This window comes from Palleniella muris (assembly GCF_004792655.1).
GTDB classification, from domain to species: Bacteria; Bacteroidota; Bacteroidia; order Bacteroidales; family Bacteroidaceae; genus Prevotella; species Prevotella muris_A.
In genome coordinates this window covers 52695-69510 of record NZ_SRZC01000018.1, presented here as the reverse complement: position 1 = coordinate 69510, position 16816 = coordinate 52695, and the positions used below count along the sequence as shown (strand labels likewise).

8 protein-coding genes and 1 pseudogene are annotated in these 16816 nt (G+C 46.1%); 2 read left to right on the top strand and 7 right to left on the bottom strand.

Annotated features, from left to right (window positions below; all coding sequences use genetic code 11):
• Positions 1-24 precede the first annotated feature (24 nt).
• The 7 genes and pseudogenes from E5358_RS10875 to E5358_RS10845 form a co-directional block, all read right to left on the bottom strand.
• Positions 25-2631 carry a hypothetical protein gene (locus tag E5358_RS10875; RefSeq protein ID WP_135940212.1) on the bottom strand — a complete coding sequence of 869 codons (2607 nt, stop codon included), beginning with the start codon at positions 2629-2631 and terminating at the stop codon, positions 25-27.
• 16 nt (positions 2632-2647) lie between these two features.
• Complete coding sequence (locus E5358_RS10870) at positions 2648-4579, bottom strand: hypothetical protein (RefSeq protein WP_135940211.1); 1932 nt, start codon at positions 4577-4579, stop codon at positions 2648-2650.
• A gap of 26 nt (positions 4580-4605) precedes the next feature.
• Entirely contained in the window at positions 4606-6294 is a 1689-nt protein-coding gene (locus E5358_RS10865; RefSeq protein WP_135940210.1) for a RagB/SusD family nutrient uptake outer membrane protein, read from the bottom strand.
• A 46-nt stretch (positions 6295-6340) separates the two neighbouring features.
• On the bottom strand, positions 6341-9427 hold the full coding sequence (locus E5358_RS10860; RefSeq protein WP_277821268.1) for a SusC/RagA family TonB-linked outer membrane protein: 3087 nt from the start codon (positions 9425-9427) through the stop codon (positions 6341-6343).
• A 701-nt stretch (positions 9428-10128) separates the two neighbouring features.
• Complete coding sequence (locus tag E5358_RS10855) at positions 10129-11871, bottom strand: AAA family ATPase (RefSeq protein WP_168354646.1); 1743 nt, start codon at positions 11869-11871, stop codon at positions 10129-10131.
• Between the two features lie 1302 nt (positions 11872-13173).
• Positions 13174-14487, bottom strand: a complete 1314-nt coding sequence (locus E5358_RS10850) for a Fic family protein (protein WP_135940207.1) — start codon at positions 14485-14487, stop codon at positions 13174-13176.
• A gap of 341 nt (positions 14488-14828) precedes the next feature.
• Positions 14829-15258: pseudogene (locus E5358_RS10845) on the bottom strand (helix-turn-helix domain-containing protein); the annotation flags it as partial.
• Between the two features lie 204 nt (positions 15259-15462).
• On the opposite strand from E5358_RS10845, the gene E5358_RS10840 reads away from it, so the two are divergent.
• Positions 15463-15951: a cyclophilin-like fold protein gene (locus E5358_RS10840; protein ID WP_277821265.1), complete on the top strand. Its 489-nt coding sequence runs from the start codon at positions 15463-15465 to the stop codon at positions 15949-15951.
• Positions 15952-15985: 34 nt separating this feature from the next.
• A complete protein-coding gene (locus E5358_RS10835) occupies positions 15986-16531 on the top strand; it encodes a sugar O-acetyltransferase (protein WP_135940206.1) in 546 nt (181 codons plus the stop codon).
• Positions 16532-16816: the final 285 nt, after the last annotated feature.

The window sequence follows — 16816 nt, the reverse complement described above, 5'->3', positions numbered from 1 at the left end:
CCGCCCTTACAAATGAGCTTCTTTTTACCACTGTGGCTTTGCAAAGAGACGGCGGATTGTGAAATCAACCTGCATAGAGCTGTTGAATCCGAGTTCCTTTATCACATCACCATCGCGATTGCCAAATGCGCAACCGTTGCTGCCTGTATAACCGTAGCAGTTCCATAGTTCAAGGCGGTAGGCGTCACCATCGCTTGTATCGACAACCTTCTGTGCGTCATAGCCTGAGACAGCCTTGCCGTCAAGAAGGAGACGGTCGAGAGTTGAATGGGTTCCCGGGAACACTTTCATCCAGTCGTTAATCTGTATGAAGGTCATGATTGAACCCGCAGCATGGTCAGCAGAGTCATACTTGATAGAGAATGAACTCTTTGTGAGAGCATACTTGCCGGTCGTCTTGTCAATCACCACATCAAGTGCAGCACCCTGGTTGTAATCCCAAGGGCCGCCCCAGCTTGGATTGATTGTAATGAGGTTAGGGACCACATTGCTGAGACCGTCCTTAACGATGGAATAAGTGACTTCAAGTTTGTTGGAGAACTTGAAAGCTGCATCAGAGGCACAGTTTGTCGCAGAGCTGAATGGGCTTTCCAAGACATTACCGTTAGCTGCTCCCTTGCCATAGACATTGAACAGTTCGACACGGAATTTGCCATCATCTTCAATGTCACCATAACAGAAGTTGTTGGCATCGAACTCAATAGCCTTGCCATCACATTTTATTTCCTTGATAGTGACGATAGAGTTAGGGAATTTTTTCTTCAAATCCACGAAGTCAAGGGTGAAAACCATCGCATCAGGGCATGAGCCTTCAAAGGCGAATGTATGATCACCGTCAAGGTCTGATGGTGCGATGCTTCCCACTTGGCAGTCCCATACTCCTGCCCAGTCTGTGCCACAGCAATTCAGCAGCACTGGAATCTCATCATCCTTCTCACGCTTAGCCTCACTGTAATAGTTGAGAGAGTAGGAATAAGTTCCGTCGCCTGCCGGCAGGGCAATCTGCAACTGGTCATCAGTCAGTGTAAGGATGTTCAGAGTGCCGCTCTTTGTTCCAAGCCATGTATTGGCTGCCAATACGTCCTTGTCAATGGTGATTGTCTTTGCCTTTGTATCGACAGTATACTTGCCTTTATCGTCCGTAACAGTACCGTCCTCTGCTATGCGGTGGATGTTGACAGTTCCGTCCTCAAGGAACTCCATATAGCCATAGTCTTTACCGTAGGTATACCCTATCCAGCCATTGTCTTTGCCCATTTCCCAATGTATCTGCTCGTAAACATTCGGCTCGTTGTTTGTTACTGTGCCGTATGTGTCGTGAGCACCCCACTGTGTGAAAGGACCTTCAAAGACATGCTGTTTGCCGTCCTGTCCGTTGTCGAGATACCATTTCTGGCAGAGTTTCTTCTTATCAAACGGTACGTTCTTTGCAACTGATACGGCGCGTACAGACATTGCTGTGTAGACAGGCACAGAGCTGCGTCCGTTGTAAGCTGAGTTAAAGTTGTAGCACAGTGAGTAACGGCTGTCAGACGGATTGATAGAACCTGTCATATAACGACCGTCAGTGCCTTCGCCACTGAAATCACTTACAGTGCGTGAACCAGCTGCCGGCATAAAGATAGAATTGCCGTTAGGACCTGTGAACTTATAGCCTGAGACACCGTCCTGCTCAGTCCATTCTGTCTTGCAGCAGCGGAAGAGTTCCTCATACTCGTCAGCAGTAGGCAGCATTGCCTTACCCTCATACGTAAGGTATGCCAAATCTGTAACTGTGCGATAGATATTCGCGCTTGCATAGTCTTCAAGTTTGATACTTGCATTATAGCCTGCATTGTCGCCGAATCCGAATAAGCCTCCGAAGTCTGTCACCTGTTCGGCAGCGATGTTCCTCTTAGCCCATTTGACAGACAGACCGAGGTCTACAAACTCATTGTCGACATCAACAGCAGGAGCGTAGTTTGTGGTAAGTTCCTTTACATCACCGTAAACGACACCTGCACCGAGGTCAAGATAAGCGGCATAATAATATTTATGTCCCGGAAGCATTCCCTTTACATCAACCTCATAGTTGTCACCGACAGCAGTTGCCTGGACTTTCACACCTGCACGGACATTCTCCTCGCCCTCTACGCTTGACACCACGATGCCGCATTTCGCGTCAGAAGGATATTCCGAGAGCGAGCCTGAAAGGCGTGCTGTATAAGGTGTAAGGTCAACAATGTCACCTGTGGCAGCCTTTGCATTGGTCATGATAAGGCTCTTGACCTCACCGGTATAAGTCACGCGTCCCTGAAGTGTCACGAATGCCTGATAGAACACAGTTTGGTTTGGCATACCGGAAATAGACGCGCTGAACTCACCGGCACTGTTTGCTGTGACGCGCTCAACGAGCGCATCTGCAGCAGGACCATAGTAGAAACCTGTCGTATAGGCACTTGCAGCCTGACTCTCAAGTCCAGAGACACTTCCGTGCACCGTGGCAGAGGTAGCAGTCACATCTGCCGAACCTGTAATCACAGAATTTTCTCCAAGCAGGGCACCGGTGTTTATGCCGTAATCATCATCACTACAAGCTGTAAACAAGCCTGCGATGAGCAGCATAAAGCAGAAGAATATTTTATTTTTCATAATATTTATGTTTTTATTATTCAATAACTATAGATTCTACAGTGCATGCGTCCTTATAGTCGCCTTCCGCATCGGCTTCCACTGAAGCATAGCCTGCATACTGCATGGTGATTGTCAGTGCCGATGTGCCGTCACCCCAGTTCTTTGTCACGCCGGTGTCATTAATCCAGGAAACGGTGTATGTACCGTCCCCATTCACTTCAATGGCACGGGAGTAATCGAAGCAATCAGGCTCCCAGTTTTCCTCGGCATAGCCGTCATGGTTGAAGCAGAGTACCATCTTGGCAGGCTTTGTGAATGTGAAACCATTCAGACGTACTGTTATTGACAGCTTCTGGTTTTTCTTGACCTTTATTGTTGTCGGGTCAACGAGGTTGATGCCGTCGCCCCACGGGTTGTACAGCTGGCAACGGAAATATTTATCGGCTTCGATATAGTTCTTTACGTTCTCCGGAGTGAACTTCACGACCGTCGGACCTGTCTGTCCTCCGCCCACCTGCTTGTAGTTAAGGTTTGCAACAAGATAAGAGTTGGTATTGCCATTCTCGTCCTTGCTTGAAGGCACACCGAGCTGAACTTCCTCACCGGCAACACACTTCAGTACTGTGAATGTCTTACCTTTAACCTCAACTGTGCGGTTGTCGCTTGCAGCAGTGAGCAGTGTTACCTCCTTGTCAAAAGTGATTGTATTCTCACCTATGCTACATGTGCCCTCAGTATCGCCGAGAGTATATTTTATATTGTCGCCTGTTTTCTCGAACGTAAGTTCAAAATCCTCTACAGCATCACCGCTTGCAGCCGGTGCCCATGTCTCGTTGAACTGTCCCTTGGTCACGCTCTCCCATGCTGACTTTGCACCGTTCCACCACTGCCAATCATAAGGCTGCTCATCGTTGAGCTTGAATGACATCATGGTGCATGTAGCCATGCCTGCTCCCGGAATTTCTGTTGTGAACAGGTTTGTTGCAAGGTCAGTGATAGTCGGTAGCTCAGGATCTGTTGGTTCAAGCAGTCCAGGGTCGTCCTTTGGAATGCAAGCACCATCGGTAGCAATCACTTCTTCTGAAACAAAGCTCCATACAAGCCACCACGGTCCTTCCGAGTTGGTACGCATCGTTGCCAACTGGAGGCAATACGGAGTAAGCTCTACAATCTTTATTTCCTGTGTATAGTTGGCACACGCGTCATCCATATTTGCACTGTGCAGAGCATAACAGTCATTGAATGAGATTACCGGATGCGTCTTATCATCAAGGTTAAGTACGAATTTTCCGTTCATCAGCGTGCCGCCGTTGGCATCATTGCGGAACACTGTTGCCGTGCAACCGTCTGTTGCGCTCAGACCGAACTCCATGTACGATGTCATGTATGGGTCATCTGCCGGAATAAGCCAGCTTTGTATGCCCGGATCCCAGTTTGGCGCCCATGCACGGAATGCAAGGTCTGTACTATTGGAATCATCATTCCTTACATTGTTAGGGTCGCAGTAAGTGACAGGTCCTACAGTCTGCCCTACTCCATAATCCTTTGCTATAGGATACCACTTCTTTGTCTTGCCGACACCTCCTGCAAGGAACTCCCACTTCTCATCGCTAAGCATGGAGAAATCGTTCTGTGCTATGGTAAACTTGTAAGGCTCGCCATAAACTGCACCTGCGCGTGTCTCTGCACCGAAAGTCACCTCATAGTCTCCGGCAAACGGCATATCAAGATAATAGTCAGCATTCTGCGAACGTCCCGAAGGGGTAATCCACAGTGGTGTGCAGTCTTTAAGATTGGAAACAAGGTGTACCCTGTTACCCTCTACAGTCACGGTGTAGGCGTCAGGAGCCACCAGTTGGTCACTGGTGTACTGTGCGCTACCGAATCCGTAATCGTCCGGCGAGCAGGCTGTCATCATAAGGATAGCAGCCGCGCCAAATGATTTGAATATATTCTTTAGTTTCATACTGATAATTCTGATTTATTGGTTGATTAATTATTCCATCCTGCATTCTGTGTGAGTACTCCTCCGGAAAGTGTAATCTGAGTGTTAGGAATCTGCATCAATCCTTTCTTTGATGTGAAATTATTCTCATCAAATGATGTTGTAGTCTCAACACCTCCGCTAAGAACCTTTGCACCGTTCTGAGCCTCTTTTATGACGCGTGCAGCGTATGCACCGTCTTTCTCGTAACGCATTATGTCCCAGAAGTGTATGCCTTCAAAAGCAAGTTCTATGGCACGCTCGTTGCGGATATTCTCAATACTGTAAGAAAGTGACTTGCCAGGGTTGGAACGCTGATGAACCATGTTCAGACCTTTGTTGTTGCCGTTAAGTTCAGAGTGCATCAGGAGCACATCGGCATAACGCATGATAGTATAGTCCTGATAGTATGTGATGTTCTGATGCTGCTCACCAAGTTTGAACCCGACTTCCTGACGTGTGCCGTCAGCAAAGCACATCGGAGCATACTTGCGTGTGTAATAACCTGTATATTCGTAAGTATCGTTAATGTCAGCAGCGAAACCGGTCTCTTTAACTCCCCATACGCAAGCATTGAAGCGTGGGTCATCCTTGTATTTCTCTACGAAATAAGGTGTCACAGAACATCCGCCCCATCCTGAAGCAATACTGATGGACGTGTTGTTCTTGTTGCGCGGACCAAGGTAAACAGAGAATACCAGTCCGTCACCATTGCCGTTATAGTCATGGGTGGTGTTCATCTTCAGGTTGAGCACAATCTCCTTTGACAGACTGCCCTGTCCGGCATGCCAACCGTCTGCATTATAGTACTTTCCTGCATAAGTAGTCTCCCAAGCATAGTCAGAACCGTTTGAAGCGTCCTTGGTACAAGCCGGCATCCATAGGTCTGCATAGTTAGGCTCCAGTTCGTAACCGCCATTGTCCACAACATCGTTAATGGCAGCTATAGCCTCTGCTTTTGTGCAAGCAGGATTTTCTTCACCGTAGTACCCTGTATAATATAAGTACACACGTGCGAGAAGTGCCTCGGCAGCATATTTTGTGATACGTCCGTCGTTGGCGTTGCGGTTTTCCAATGGATATGCGTTGGCAGGTATGTTGGCAGCAGCATATTTAAGGTCTTCAAAAATCAGCTTATAGACCTCACTTGCAGCAGTACGTGGCAGGTTGTCCTCACTTGGAGTAGTAAGCAAAGGCACATCACCAAACATACGCACAAGGTCAAAATAAAGCATCGCACGGATTGCGCGTGTCTCGCCGAGTACACGACCGCGTGCCACATCATTGCCTTTCCAATCGATAGTTGCATCATTTGCAAGCAACTGATTGCAACGGAAAATGCCTGCGTAATAAACAGTCCAGTCAGCATTGAACAGGTCATTATAGGACGGTGCGACACTGAGATTAAACTGGTCAAGCACATTATTGTTCTTCGCATCGGCAAAGCCGAGTCCTGCGAAAGCCTGTTCTGAGGCAAACTCCGCCAGCAAATACATGCCAACTTCCACGTCTGATATGGTGCGCTGCCACCCGTCATAGCAGCCTACAAGGGCAACTTCTGCTGTCTCCAGATTGCTATAAGCTGTCTCCGTGTTCTGTGTGGTCTTCGATGAAGTGTCGAAGAAGTCATCGCTGCACGATGTCATCCCCAACGCTGCAACAGCCATAGCACCAATGAATATATGTTTTGTATTCATAATCTTTACTATTAATTCTTCTTTGATATATGTTTTTCACTCATTGCTAAAATGCCACATTCACACCAACGATGAATGTACGCGGATGAGGATAGTAGCCCATGTCCACACCTGACACCCATGAATCATTTTTATTGCCGTCTGTTCCGTTGTAAGAACCGATTTCAGGATCCATGCCGTCATACTTTGTCAGTGTCAGCAGGTTCTGTGCCTGAACATACAGACGGAGTTTGGAGATACCCTTCCATGAGATAAGTCGCTTAAAATCGTAACCGAGCGTGAGATTCTGAAGGCGGATATAGTCACCGTCCTGCAAATAAAGGTCGGAGAACATCCAGTTGCCAACATCGCCATAAGTGACGCGTGGCATGAAATTGCTCGTTCCCTCGCCTGTCCAGCGATTGAGTATTGCACGACTGTAATTTGCCTGTGATGAGTTCGGGTCACGGTATGACTGTGCAATCTTGAATCCCGCCGCACCGGTAGCGTTAACATTAAGGTCGAAACCTTTGTATGAGATGCCGAAGTTGAAACCGAATGTATACTTAGGAAGTCCGTTGCCAAGGTCCACCTTATCATCAGCATTAATAACGCCATCATGGTTTACATCCACATATTTCACATCACCCGGCTGCACATTGGACTGCAAGACTCCGTTTCCGGCTGCTATCCAATTGTTTATGTCCTGCTGATTCTGGAAGTTTCCGGCTGTCTTATAACCCCAGAAATATCCGATAGCATGACCGTTCTCTGCACGGTAGAACTCCTCGGAATTGCTGTAAATCTGATTTGTCTGACCATGAATTATACCATCCTCTGTCGGGATGTTGCCCACTTCATTATGGTTATAGGCAAAGTTCGCTCCTACACTGTAAGTGAAATCCTTGCCAATCTTGTCGCTCCATGACAGCGCAAGCTCTACACCGGTGTTCTTCACGTCACCACCATTGATAATCGGTCCGCCTGTTCCTGCTGTCGCAAGGATAGGAGCCTGAACCAGCCAGTCCTTCGTGTTCTTCACATACCAGTCTGCCGTGAATGACAGTCTGCCCGTAAGGAAGCGTGCATCGATACCGATGTTGGTCTGCTCGGATGTCTCCCACTTCACGGCTTCGTTTGCCAAGCGGCTTGTGTAAGAGCCTGTCACCCAACCCTCCTGTCCTCCGGTGGCACCAAAGTTGTAGTTTGTGTTTTCCGTTGTGACAGGTGCGAGATACTGATAGCAGTTGATGTTGGCATTGCCCACCTGTCCCCAGCTGACACGCAGTTTCAGGAAGTCAAACCATGATGACAACGGCTTCATGAAATTCTCCTCAGAGATTGTCCAGCCTGCAGATACAGAAGGGAAATAGCCCCAGCGATGTCCTTTGGCGAACTTTGAAGAGCCGTCCGCACGCATTGTGGCATTGAGCATATAGCGGTCTTTCCATGACCAGCCAAGGCGTGCGAAATAGGACATTCCGCGTGTCTCATCGTAAGGCGCCCCCTTGACTTTCTTGTTTGCTGTGCCCTCAGTGTTGTCAAGATAAGCATGGTCCCAATCGTTGAAACCGACCTTCAGACTGGTATTGTCACCACCACTGCTATTGCCATCATAACGTGACATTTCCGTACCAAGCAAAGCATTGATGTTATGGTCTTTAGCTATTGTAAAGTCATAAGACAAGGTGTTTGTCCATACCATGGAGAGACCGTGGCCGTTGCTCTGGCTGACCTTGCTCTCGGCATTGGCACTCTGTGGAGTGAACTGGTACTCAGGAGTATAAGAGCGGTACTCCGATGTTCCGTAGCTTATGCCATAGACAGTCTTGAACTTAAGATTCTTAATTGGTTCTATCTGAACATATACGTTTGCATCAAGTGCTGCGTTGCGTGAACGGTTGAAACGGTTGACCATCATGTTGCCATAAGGGTTGCCGTCGTTCACGTTCCAATCGGAGTTTACTGTGGAATTGTAGTTTCCTTCTGCATCGTAAACCGGAGTTATCGGAGATGCCGAGAACGCACTGCGGAGGTTGTTGTTCCAGATGTTGCCCGTGTTCATGCCGTGAGAGTCACGCCACACGAAGCTGACATGCTCACCTACGGTAATAAGGTCGCCATACATCTTGTGCTCAGAGTTGGCACGGAAATTATAACGCTTGTAGTCAGCCACATCGGCTCCACCGATAACACCGTCCTGACTTGTGTAACCGCCTGAGATGACGTATGTCGAGGTATTTGAGCCGCCGGTGAAGGCAAGGCTGTGGCTTGTTGTCAGCGCACCGTCCTCAATAGCTTGGTCTATCCAGTTTGTGTCATAGATGTTGCCGTTGGCATCGTGTATGGAATTTAGCGAAGCCCAGTCCACAGGAGACATTCCGGAGTTAAGACGCGCCTCGTCCATGATAGTCATATACTCCCTTGCATTAAGCATCTCAAACTTGCGTCCCACCGACTGCCATCCGACATATCCGTCGTAAGTGATTTTGCAGCTTCCCTGCTTACCGCTCTTTGTCGTGACAAGCACCACGCCGTTGGCAGCCTGTGCACCGTAGATTGCAGCAGAGGCAGCATCCTTGAGTACATCGATGCGCTCGATGTCGGCAGGGTTAAGGGATGTGATGTCACCGCCTACACCATCTATTATATAGAGAGGCTGGGAGTTGCCCACAGTACCAAGACCACGGATTGTAACACTCATCGTTGCTCCCGGCTGACCGGAGGTAGACACGATGTTCACACCCGGAGTCTGTCCCTGCATGGCTGACAACGGATTGGTGGTGTTCATCTTCTGGATGTCATCGCCCTTCACCTGTGATGTGGCACCGGTGACAAGCTTCTTCTTCAGCACACCGTAGCCCACCACAACAACATCTTCAAGGACATCAGCATCCTCCTCCAAGGCTATTGTGAGTTTCGTTCCGGTGACCTTTACCTCCTTACTCTTATAACCAACATAGCTGGCGGTAAGCACCGACCCACGCTCCACATTGGCAAGCATGAAGTTTCCGTTCACATCAGTAATGGTGCTTGCCGATGAGCCTTTCACCACCACACTCGCGCCAATGAGCGGTTCGTTGTCGCTTGCCGACACCACCGTTCCTGTCACCGTAAGGGTCTCCGCCTTTATGGTCAGAGCCCCGAGCAGCATCCACACCAGCGCTATCGTGCGCCAATGCAGTTTCCGCATCAGTTTTTGTAACTTTTCCATAGTGAGTAATGTTTAATGTTACTGTCCGCAAAAACCGGACACTTTCGTATTTGTTAGGTTTGTGAATTTTTCTGCTGCAAAGTTAACGCATAATTATTTATAATAGCATTTTTTATGTTTTCACATAAGGTTACAACCGTTATTTCATCTTTTATATGTTTCCAGAATGGGGTACAATTGTTATAATTGCCTAAAAACACGTGGTTTTATGGAAGAAAAATAAAAAGATTTCTTGCTGCAGCCTGCTTTTTTAGGTAGCGCAAAGATAGTGCAAGGCGAATACAATAGAACTTGTTCTTGATTGCTGAGGTGTTGCTTTCCTTATGCAAAGGAAATGCAAACCGAACGCAATAGAACTTGTTCTTGATTGCTGAGGTGCAGCTTTCCTTATGCAAAGGTACAACATTCCACAAGCGATTCCAAATCTTATAGGGGTATAAATAGGGGTATAAAAAATTTCACCATACATCTCTATGGCTCTAAGAACGCTTCCTTTCAGTGATATGGCTCGAAGAATACAAAGAAAAAAGAAACGGCTTTGCCATTGCATGGGTTACTATGCATAAAGGAAAATTCTTTTGATTCTTTCCTTTCTTCGAGAGATAACAAAAGACTTTGAGAAACCTATCATAAAAAAAGCGTCAGCAGGTAGGAAATCCTACTTGCCGACGCTTGTTAAGGTTTTGTTTCATTGGTTGTGGCACATCCGTTGCCACGACGGTGGTGAGCTGCTCCACGGTAGGAGCGTCCACCGACGACAACCGGCGTGCCATGGAGGGTATGATACCCGTCTGTATGACATTCATCACATGGCGCGCATTGCCAAAGTCCTTGCCACGGTTGCTGTAGTCGATAGCCATGAGAGCCCTTATCGCTTGCTGCGCATCGGCAGTCATGGCATAACTGTTTCTGACAAGATACCGTTCCGCAATCTCACTGAGCTGTGCCGGGGAATAGTCTTCAAAACGGTAGATATTGCTCCGTGGGATGCGTGACGCCAGTCCCGGATTCTGCGTAAGAAGCTGCTGTGTCGGTTCGGTGTAGCCTGCCAATATCAACATCCAGTCACGGCGCTTCTCGTCTGCCAAGGCAGTCATCAGTGTGTCGAGGACAAACCTTCCCGGGTCCTTCGGATCATTGGGCTGGAAAAGCTGGTACGCCTCATCAATGAAGAGTATGCCGCCCTGCGCCTCCTCCAACGCTTCGAGCGTCTTTTCCGACTCCGAACTGTAAAACTGCCCGAGTAGTGTGGCGCGCTCCCTCACCACCACATGCCCCTTTGAGAGCATTCCCATCTCGTGAAGCATACTGCCGATAATGCCGGCGACAGTCGTCTTCCCCGTACCCGGAGAGCCAAGGAACAGAGCATGGAGAGGCGGCATAGCGGTAGGCAGACCACCTTCCTTGCGCATGCGGAAGAAGTTCATCAGCACAGAATAGTCGCGCAACTTTGTCTTAACATCCTCCAGACCCACCAAATGGTCGAGCATCGTCAGTGGGTCAGGCTTTTCCTCCTCTGACTCACAAGAGCCGATTCGCTCATCCATAATCTCAATGCCTTTTCCCGCTGTGTAACCTTCTATCGGCAATAACTCCTCGTCTTTGTACACTCCCTCCTCCTTCTTGCGGTTCAAGGAAAACAGGACTCCACCGATGCATTTCCCCAACAGCTGCACCTCAGCATAAACCACACCACGATTCTCGCACCACGGCTGCACCTCTATCTCTGCAGTGTACATGTCGCCACCCCGATGGTCAAGAGTAACTATCTGCAAATCATCGGTGTTGGTGTGGTAATGCATCTTGATGACAATCTCCGGCATACACTCAGGCAGGAATCCCATATTCGCAAAAGAAATCACAAGTTTCCTCCTGTCACACTCGTCAAGGCACAGGTTACGGTAGCGCATACCATCCTCCTCCAAATATGCCTCCACAAACTGTATATGCTTCACAGACAGCACCTCAGGTCTGAAGAAAGCTATCGTCTTCGAAGCCATCAGTTCGCCTGTCTTCTTATGGACAATCTCCAGCGTGTACGGCAAGTTAGGGTCTATGTCGTCAACCGACAAAGGAATGTCCACATGCGGGTCTTCCTCGTACACCCACACCGCTGTATGGAGAGTGAAGTCGACAGAGGTTCTCAGTTGCCCGTTTTCTTTCAGGGCAATGGTAAAGAGTTGCCTGCGGGGCTTCTTTCCTGTCTCGCCGTAATCAAGGTTTGTGGCACGCATGGTGACTGCCAAGGCTGTCATTTTATAGGAAAGGGGAAAATGGTTGCACTTATCAAAATCATCGGCAAAAGCGAATGATTTTGCCAATTCGCTGTCATCGTCATAAGGACATACGCGCATGTTGCTTATTACAATGTTACATTTACTCATATCATTATTGTTTTTAAGGGTTAATAAACTTATAAGAAAATACACATAAGTGACTATTGGAAATTGATTTTCAACAGTCATTTCTTATCTCTTACATCACAAAATTGTCATGTCTTTGATTTTAAGTTAGTCCACAAAATTAATTTGCCAATCATGGGAATAGTCCCGTAAAGTATTGTTTTCTGTGGCGCATCATTCATATTCATAAATCTCAGAAGGTGTGGCGAAGCCACAATCCTTATGGTCCCCCCCTGCTTCAGCAGTGGGGACAACAAGAATACTCTCTGTATTGTGTGGTGGAACCACACTCCTTTATGCTACCAGTCTCTGCTCAGATACGCTCTATATCAGATATAAAGGAGTGTGGCGCTGCCACACATTATATATGGACTACTGCCAGCCCCATGACTAAAGTCAGGGGTTACCATAAAGACTGTGGCTCCGCCACACATTCAGGCATCTATTATTCAGTATAAATGCACTACAATCATGTTTGTTTTTACCCGACAATCATAAAAAAAACAATACACCATCATGTCAAAGAACGCATCCGCCACACCGGAGCAGCAGAGAGAAACTTGCTTCAACTCTGCCACACGGCAAAAAGACGCACAATCGCACCTCTTGCCCCATGCAGCCGACGGGACAATAGGGATTTCATTGACGACAGGACACAGTTGTGGCTGTCACGGAAATCCCTGCTGCTTTTTTCCTAACTTGATTGCTTAGAGTTTATATAAGAAGCAGCAAGCCCCACCGCCATGCAGTGTGGAACAAATAATCTCAAAATAAAACTTGCTTGCCATTTCTTATATATTTAATAATGTATGAATAAATAGTCTTTGTGAAAGACGGTGCAAAGATAATAAAACAGTTTGAAACCACCAAACTTTTTTGAAAAAAATCTTACGAAATCCGCATAAATCAGCATGATGTAAATTATTATTCTATTGGTGTCCAGTAAAACGCAAAAAACATCTCTGATTGTGTACGTAATGTCCGGATATTTCTGTGCAGAAAACCGCGTCAGCGGTTATAAGAAAGTAGCCGTGGGTACTACCCACGGATTTCTTGTGGTTCCCAAGCCCCCATTTGAAGAAAAACCTCATAAGATGATGATATACAAGAGCTTTGTTGCTTGTCATTGTTTTTTACCGACACCAATATTATTATTTAGAAACAAACAGAATTGATTTGCGAAATATACGCAAGCACACAAGTCTCGTTGATTTTAGTTGTTTACAATGTTAATTAGAGGAAATTAGAGGAAATTAGAGGGAAATTTCCTCTAATTTTATTTCCTCATTTATTTGTCAACCCTTCCAATATTTGCTCAAACTCCTCAGAACGAACATATCCCATCATTCTTTTATTAACCGGCGACTCTGCTGCAAGTCCCAAGTCTACAAGGTGTTGTAAATCCGCGCGGGCAGTTTTTACAGTAATCGGGAAACGAGCAGACAGCTCTTTTGCCGTTAACAATGTCTGAGGCTTATCGGAATATATTCTGATTATTTCCGCTTGCCGTTCATTGATGTTGCAAAATCCACGGAATCGATAGAAATCTTGCTGCTCCCTGATTTTCCTTTGGAGATAGTTCTTCAAGTCCTCATACGCTTTTTTCATCGTATTCAGATTGAAATTGATGAAATAGGACAAATCCAACGCATCATTTTCTGTATAAAGGAAAGCCTTCTCGTATTGTGCTTTATTCTTGTATATAACACGCGAAATTGAAAGATATTCTGTCAGCCAATATCCTTTCTTCAAAAGATACCAATAAACCAAAGAGCGTGAGGCTCTGCCATTACCGTCAACAAACGGATGGAAATAAGCAAGCATGAAATGAATGATTATACCTTTGATAATAGGATGCACAAAAATGTTCTCATCATCAGTATTGGCGAAACTGCAAAGTTCCTCAAGCAAACTCTCCAAATTCTCAGCAGGCGGTGGAGTGTGTACGACTTCTCCTGTTATTTCATTCATCACACAAATTGTGTCGTCAATGCGCAACGCACCTTCCATGGCAGGGTTGTCAAGCGTCTTGGTTGATATATAACGATGCACCTCAAGCAACCGTCCTATGCTCAAATCATCATCCTTGTGCTCAACCAAATACCTTATCGTATTATAGTTGTTGACAATCATCTGCTGACTCTTGTTTGTCGGTCTTGTTTGTTTGCGCAACATCTCCTTCGCTATTTTCCTTGTCGTCGAAGCCCCCTCCATCTTGCTTGACGCAATAGCCTCTTCCATAATGGAACTCATCAGATAACGCTGCTGGCTTTTCTCCGGTATGACACACTCAGAACCGAGATTTCCTCCAAAGTTCAAGTCAAACTCATGAAGCAACTGTTGCATTTTCCCGGTAATGGTAAAATGGAAATGATAGTTTCCAAAACTTATGTTTACAGTATTGAAACTTCTTCTCAGCTTTACAGCATGCCAAAGCACCTCAGGAGATGTTTCTTTGGGCGCATAATATTTCACCCTGTCCCAATACATGTATTCATTATCTATCTTCGTAAACAACTCATTGAGATTGGGGTCATTAAACAGCCGAACTGCTTCTTTTACGCTTTTTGTTGATTTTGAAGGAGGTAATTCTATCATAACCGTTTATCTTTTGAGTACTAATATTATGCAAAACGACGCAATCAAGTTTACTATAATTACAGAGACACAGATTTCCGCTGCAAAGATAATAAAAGAAATCGAATTAGAGGAAATTTTCCCTTAATTTCCTCTATTTTCCTCTATTTTTATATTATACATTCAAGATAGAAGTGCAATTTTATTGAATGCATACAGAAATCTGCATGAGGGTTTGTTACGGAGGGAACACTCAGAGATAAAGGACATGCAGATAATACAGATACCCTCTAAATATATGTGGTGCAGGCACACTCCTTCGTGCTTCACCCGCTTATCAAAATGCAGGATATACGACATGCTCATATCTGCACCCTATACTCATTAGGGGTGCATCCAACCTCTCTCTTAAACAGTCGAGTGAAATGCTGCGGGTACTGAAAACCAAGATTATAGGCTATTTCATTGATCGTATTATTGGTTGACACCAATTCCGTATTAGCAATCTCGATTATCTTGTCATGGATGAAGCGCATAGCCGTAAAACCTGTTTCTCTCTTCAACAAATCGCTGAAATAATTAGGGGAAAGACACAACTTGTCTGCACAATATTGTACAGTAGGCAAGCCTGTCCGTGATGAAGTTCTTGCTATGCCGGTCTATCGGATGGTTCAATTCATATTGGATTTTGCCAAAACAGTCCATGATGATCTGACGCTCCACCGGGCTGAGATGCAATGCCTCATTCGTCTCATAGGAGAAAAACGAATAGTCGCCCATCATCCGCCCGAGAGGTTTGCTGCAAAGATACTTGTTTTCACCGAGAATAAAGAATAATCGTGGAAAATGGTAGTAAAAAAAATGGATTGGCATCGCAAACGGATGACAGGCGTTGAAATTGGCAGAACAAACTGTGTTTTGATTACCGGGCATTTGCGACAAATACCGTAATTTTGCATCGTGAAAGAAACATCAATGACATAAAGACAGGAAACAATGAGAAAAGCATCAATTCTTGCTATGGCAATGTGCATAATGATGTCGCTGCCAGCCTGCGAACCAGATGAAAGAATGGAAACATCGGCAATTCCGGAGAAAGAAAACGGGCATAATAACAAAAACGAGAACAATATGACAACAAAAATGAAAATCACAGTGGGCAACTACACATTGACCGCTTCACTTGAAGACAACGCCACGGCTCAAGCCTTTGCCGCCAAACTGCCAATAACCTTACCCATGCTGGATTTGTATGGACGGGAAATGTGCTATCGTTTTCCGGAAGAACTACCTGCAGACAATGCACGGACACGTGGCTATAAGGTGGGCGAGATTGTCTATTATCCTCCTATGCATAGTTTTGTCATAATGTATGCACAGAATGGAGAACATTTCCTGATGCAGTCCATCGGACATGTGGAGGGAGATGTCAGTATCTTCAATGGAATCGGCGATGTGAATGTCCGGTTTGAAAGAATGGAATAATCACAGGAACAAATACGTATAAAAACAGTATGACATGAGCACAGACAAGAACAAAAATGGCTTACTCCCTGAAACAGAATATCGGGCTTGGGACAAAGAACCGGTAGCATTGAGAAGCGAAGCACATAAGGCAATGATTCATTTCAACACGACCGGAGACAAACAAGTATTGAAAGAACTTTTTCAACAACCGTTGGACGATGTCAGCATTGCCCCGCCGATGCACTGCAACTATGGCGGTGACCGCATCCGCTTCGGGCATCGTGTGTTCATCAATGCCAACTGCACTTTTCAGCCTGCAGGCGGCGTGGAGATTGGCGACGATGTATATATTGGTTCGGATGTGAAATTCTATACAACCATTCACCCTACCGAACCGGAAGAACGGATAAAAGGAAAGGCGTCAGTACGACCTATCAGGATAGGAGCAAAAGTGTGTATAGGTGGCGGTGTTGTCATTTTGCCCGGAGTGGAAATCGGTGAGGGTACTACTGTTGGGGCAGGAAGTGTCGTGACACGCAGTATTCCTGCACGTTGCGTAGCTGTGGGAAATCCCTGCTGGGTAATCAGAAAACTTTAATCACGAGCAATGAAACAGGAAATATCAAGTATTACAGCAACCATACACACCTTTCCGCACAAGAAAACATTGAAGAACATTGGCATACTGCAAAACGAAAGGTAACACTTCGCAATGTAAAGTGTTACCTTTCGGAAAGTCAAGTGTTACCTTTTGTATGGTGAAAGGTAACCTTTTGCAAGGTGAAGTGCTACCTTTTGTTTTTAAGACATTAACTGTCTGAAAATCAATACTATTACGCTACCTAACATATTCTGCCTTTCAGGAAACGAATGCCATGCCGAG

Coding starts and splice junctions, on each gene's coding strand:
- E5358_RS10875 (WP_135940212.1), bottom strand. CDS start 2,631: ATGAAAAATAAAATATTCTTCTGCTTTATGCTGCTCATCGCAGGCTTG.
- E5358_RS10870 (WP_135940211.1), bottom strand. CDS start 4,579: ATGAAACTAAAGAATATATTCAAATCATTTGGCGCGGCTGCTATCCTT.
- E5358_RS10865 (WP_135940210.1), bottom strand. CDS start 6,294: ATGAATACAAAACATATATTCATTGGTGCTATGGCTGTTGCAGCGTTG.
- E5358_RS10860 (WP_277821268.1), bottom strand. CDS start 9,427: ATGCTGCTCGGGGCTCTGACCATAAAGGCGGAGACCCTTACGGTGACA.
- E5358_RS10855 (WP_168354646.1), bottom strand. CDS start 11,871: ATGAGTAAATGTAACATTGTAATAAGCAACATGCGCGTATGTCCTTAT.
- E5358_RS10850 (WP_135940207.1), bottom strand. CDS start 14,487: ATGATAGAATTACCTCCTTCAAAATCAACAAAAAGCGTAAAAGAAGCA.
- E5358_RS10840 (WP_277821265.1), top strand. CDS start 15,463: ATGAGAAAAGCATCAATTCTTGCTATGGCAATGTGCATAATGATGTCG.
- E5358_RS10835 (WP_135940206.1), top strand. CDS start 15,986: ATGAGCACAGACAAGAACAAAAATGGCTTACTCCCTGAAACAGAATAT.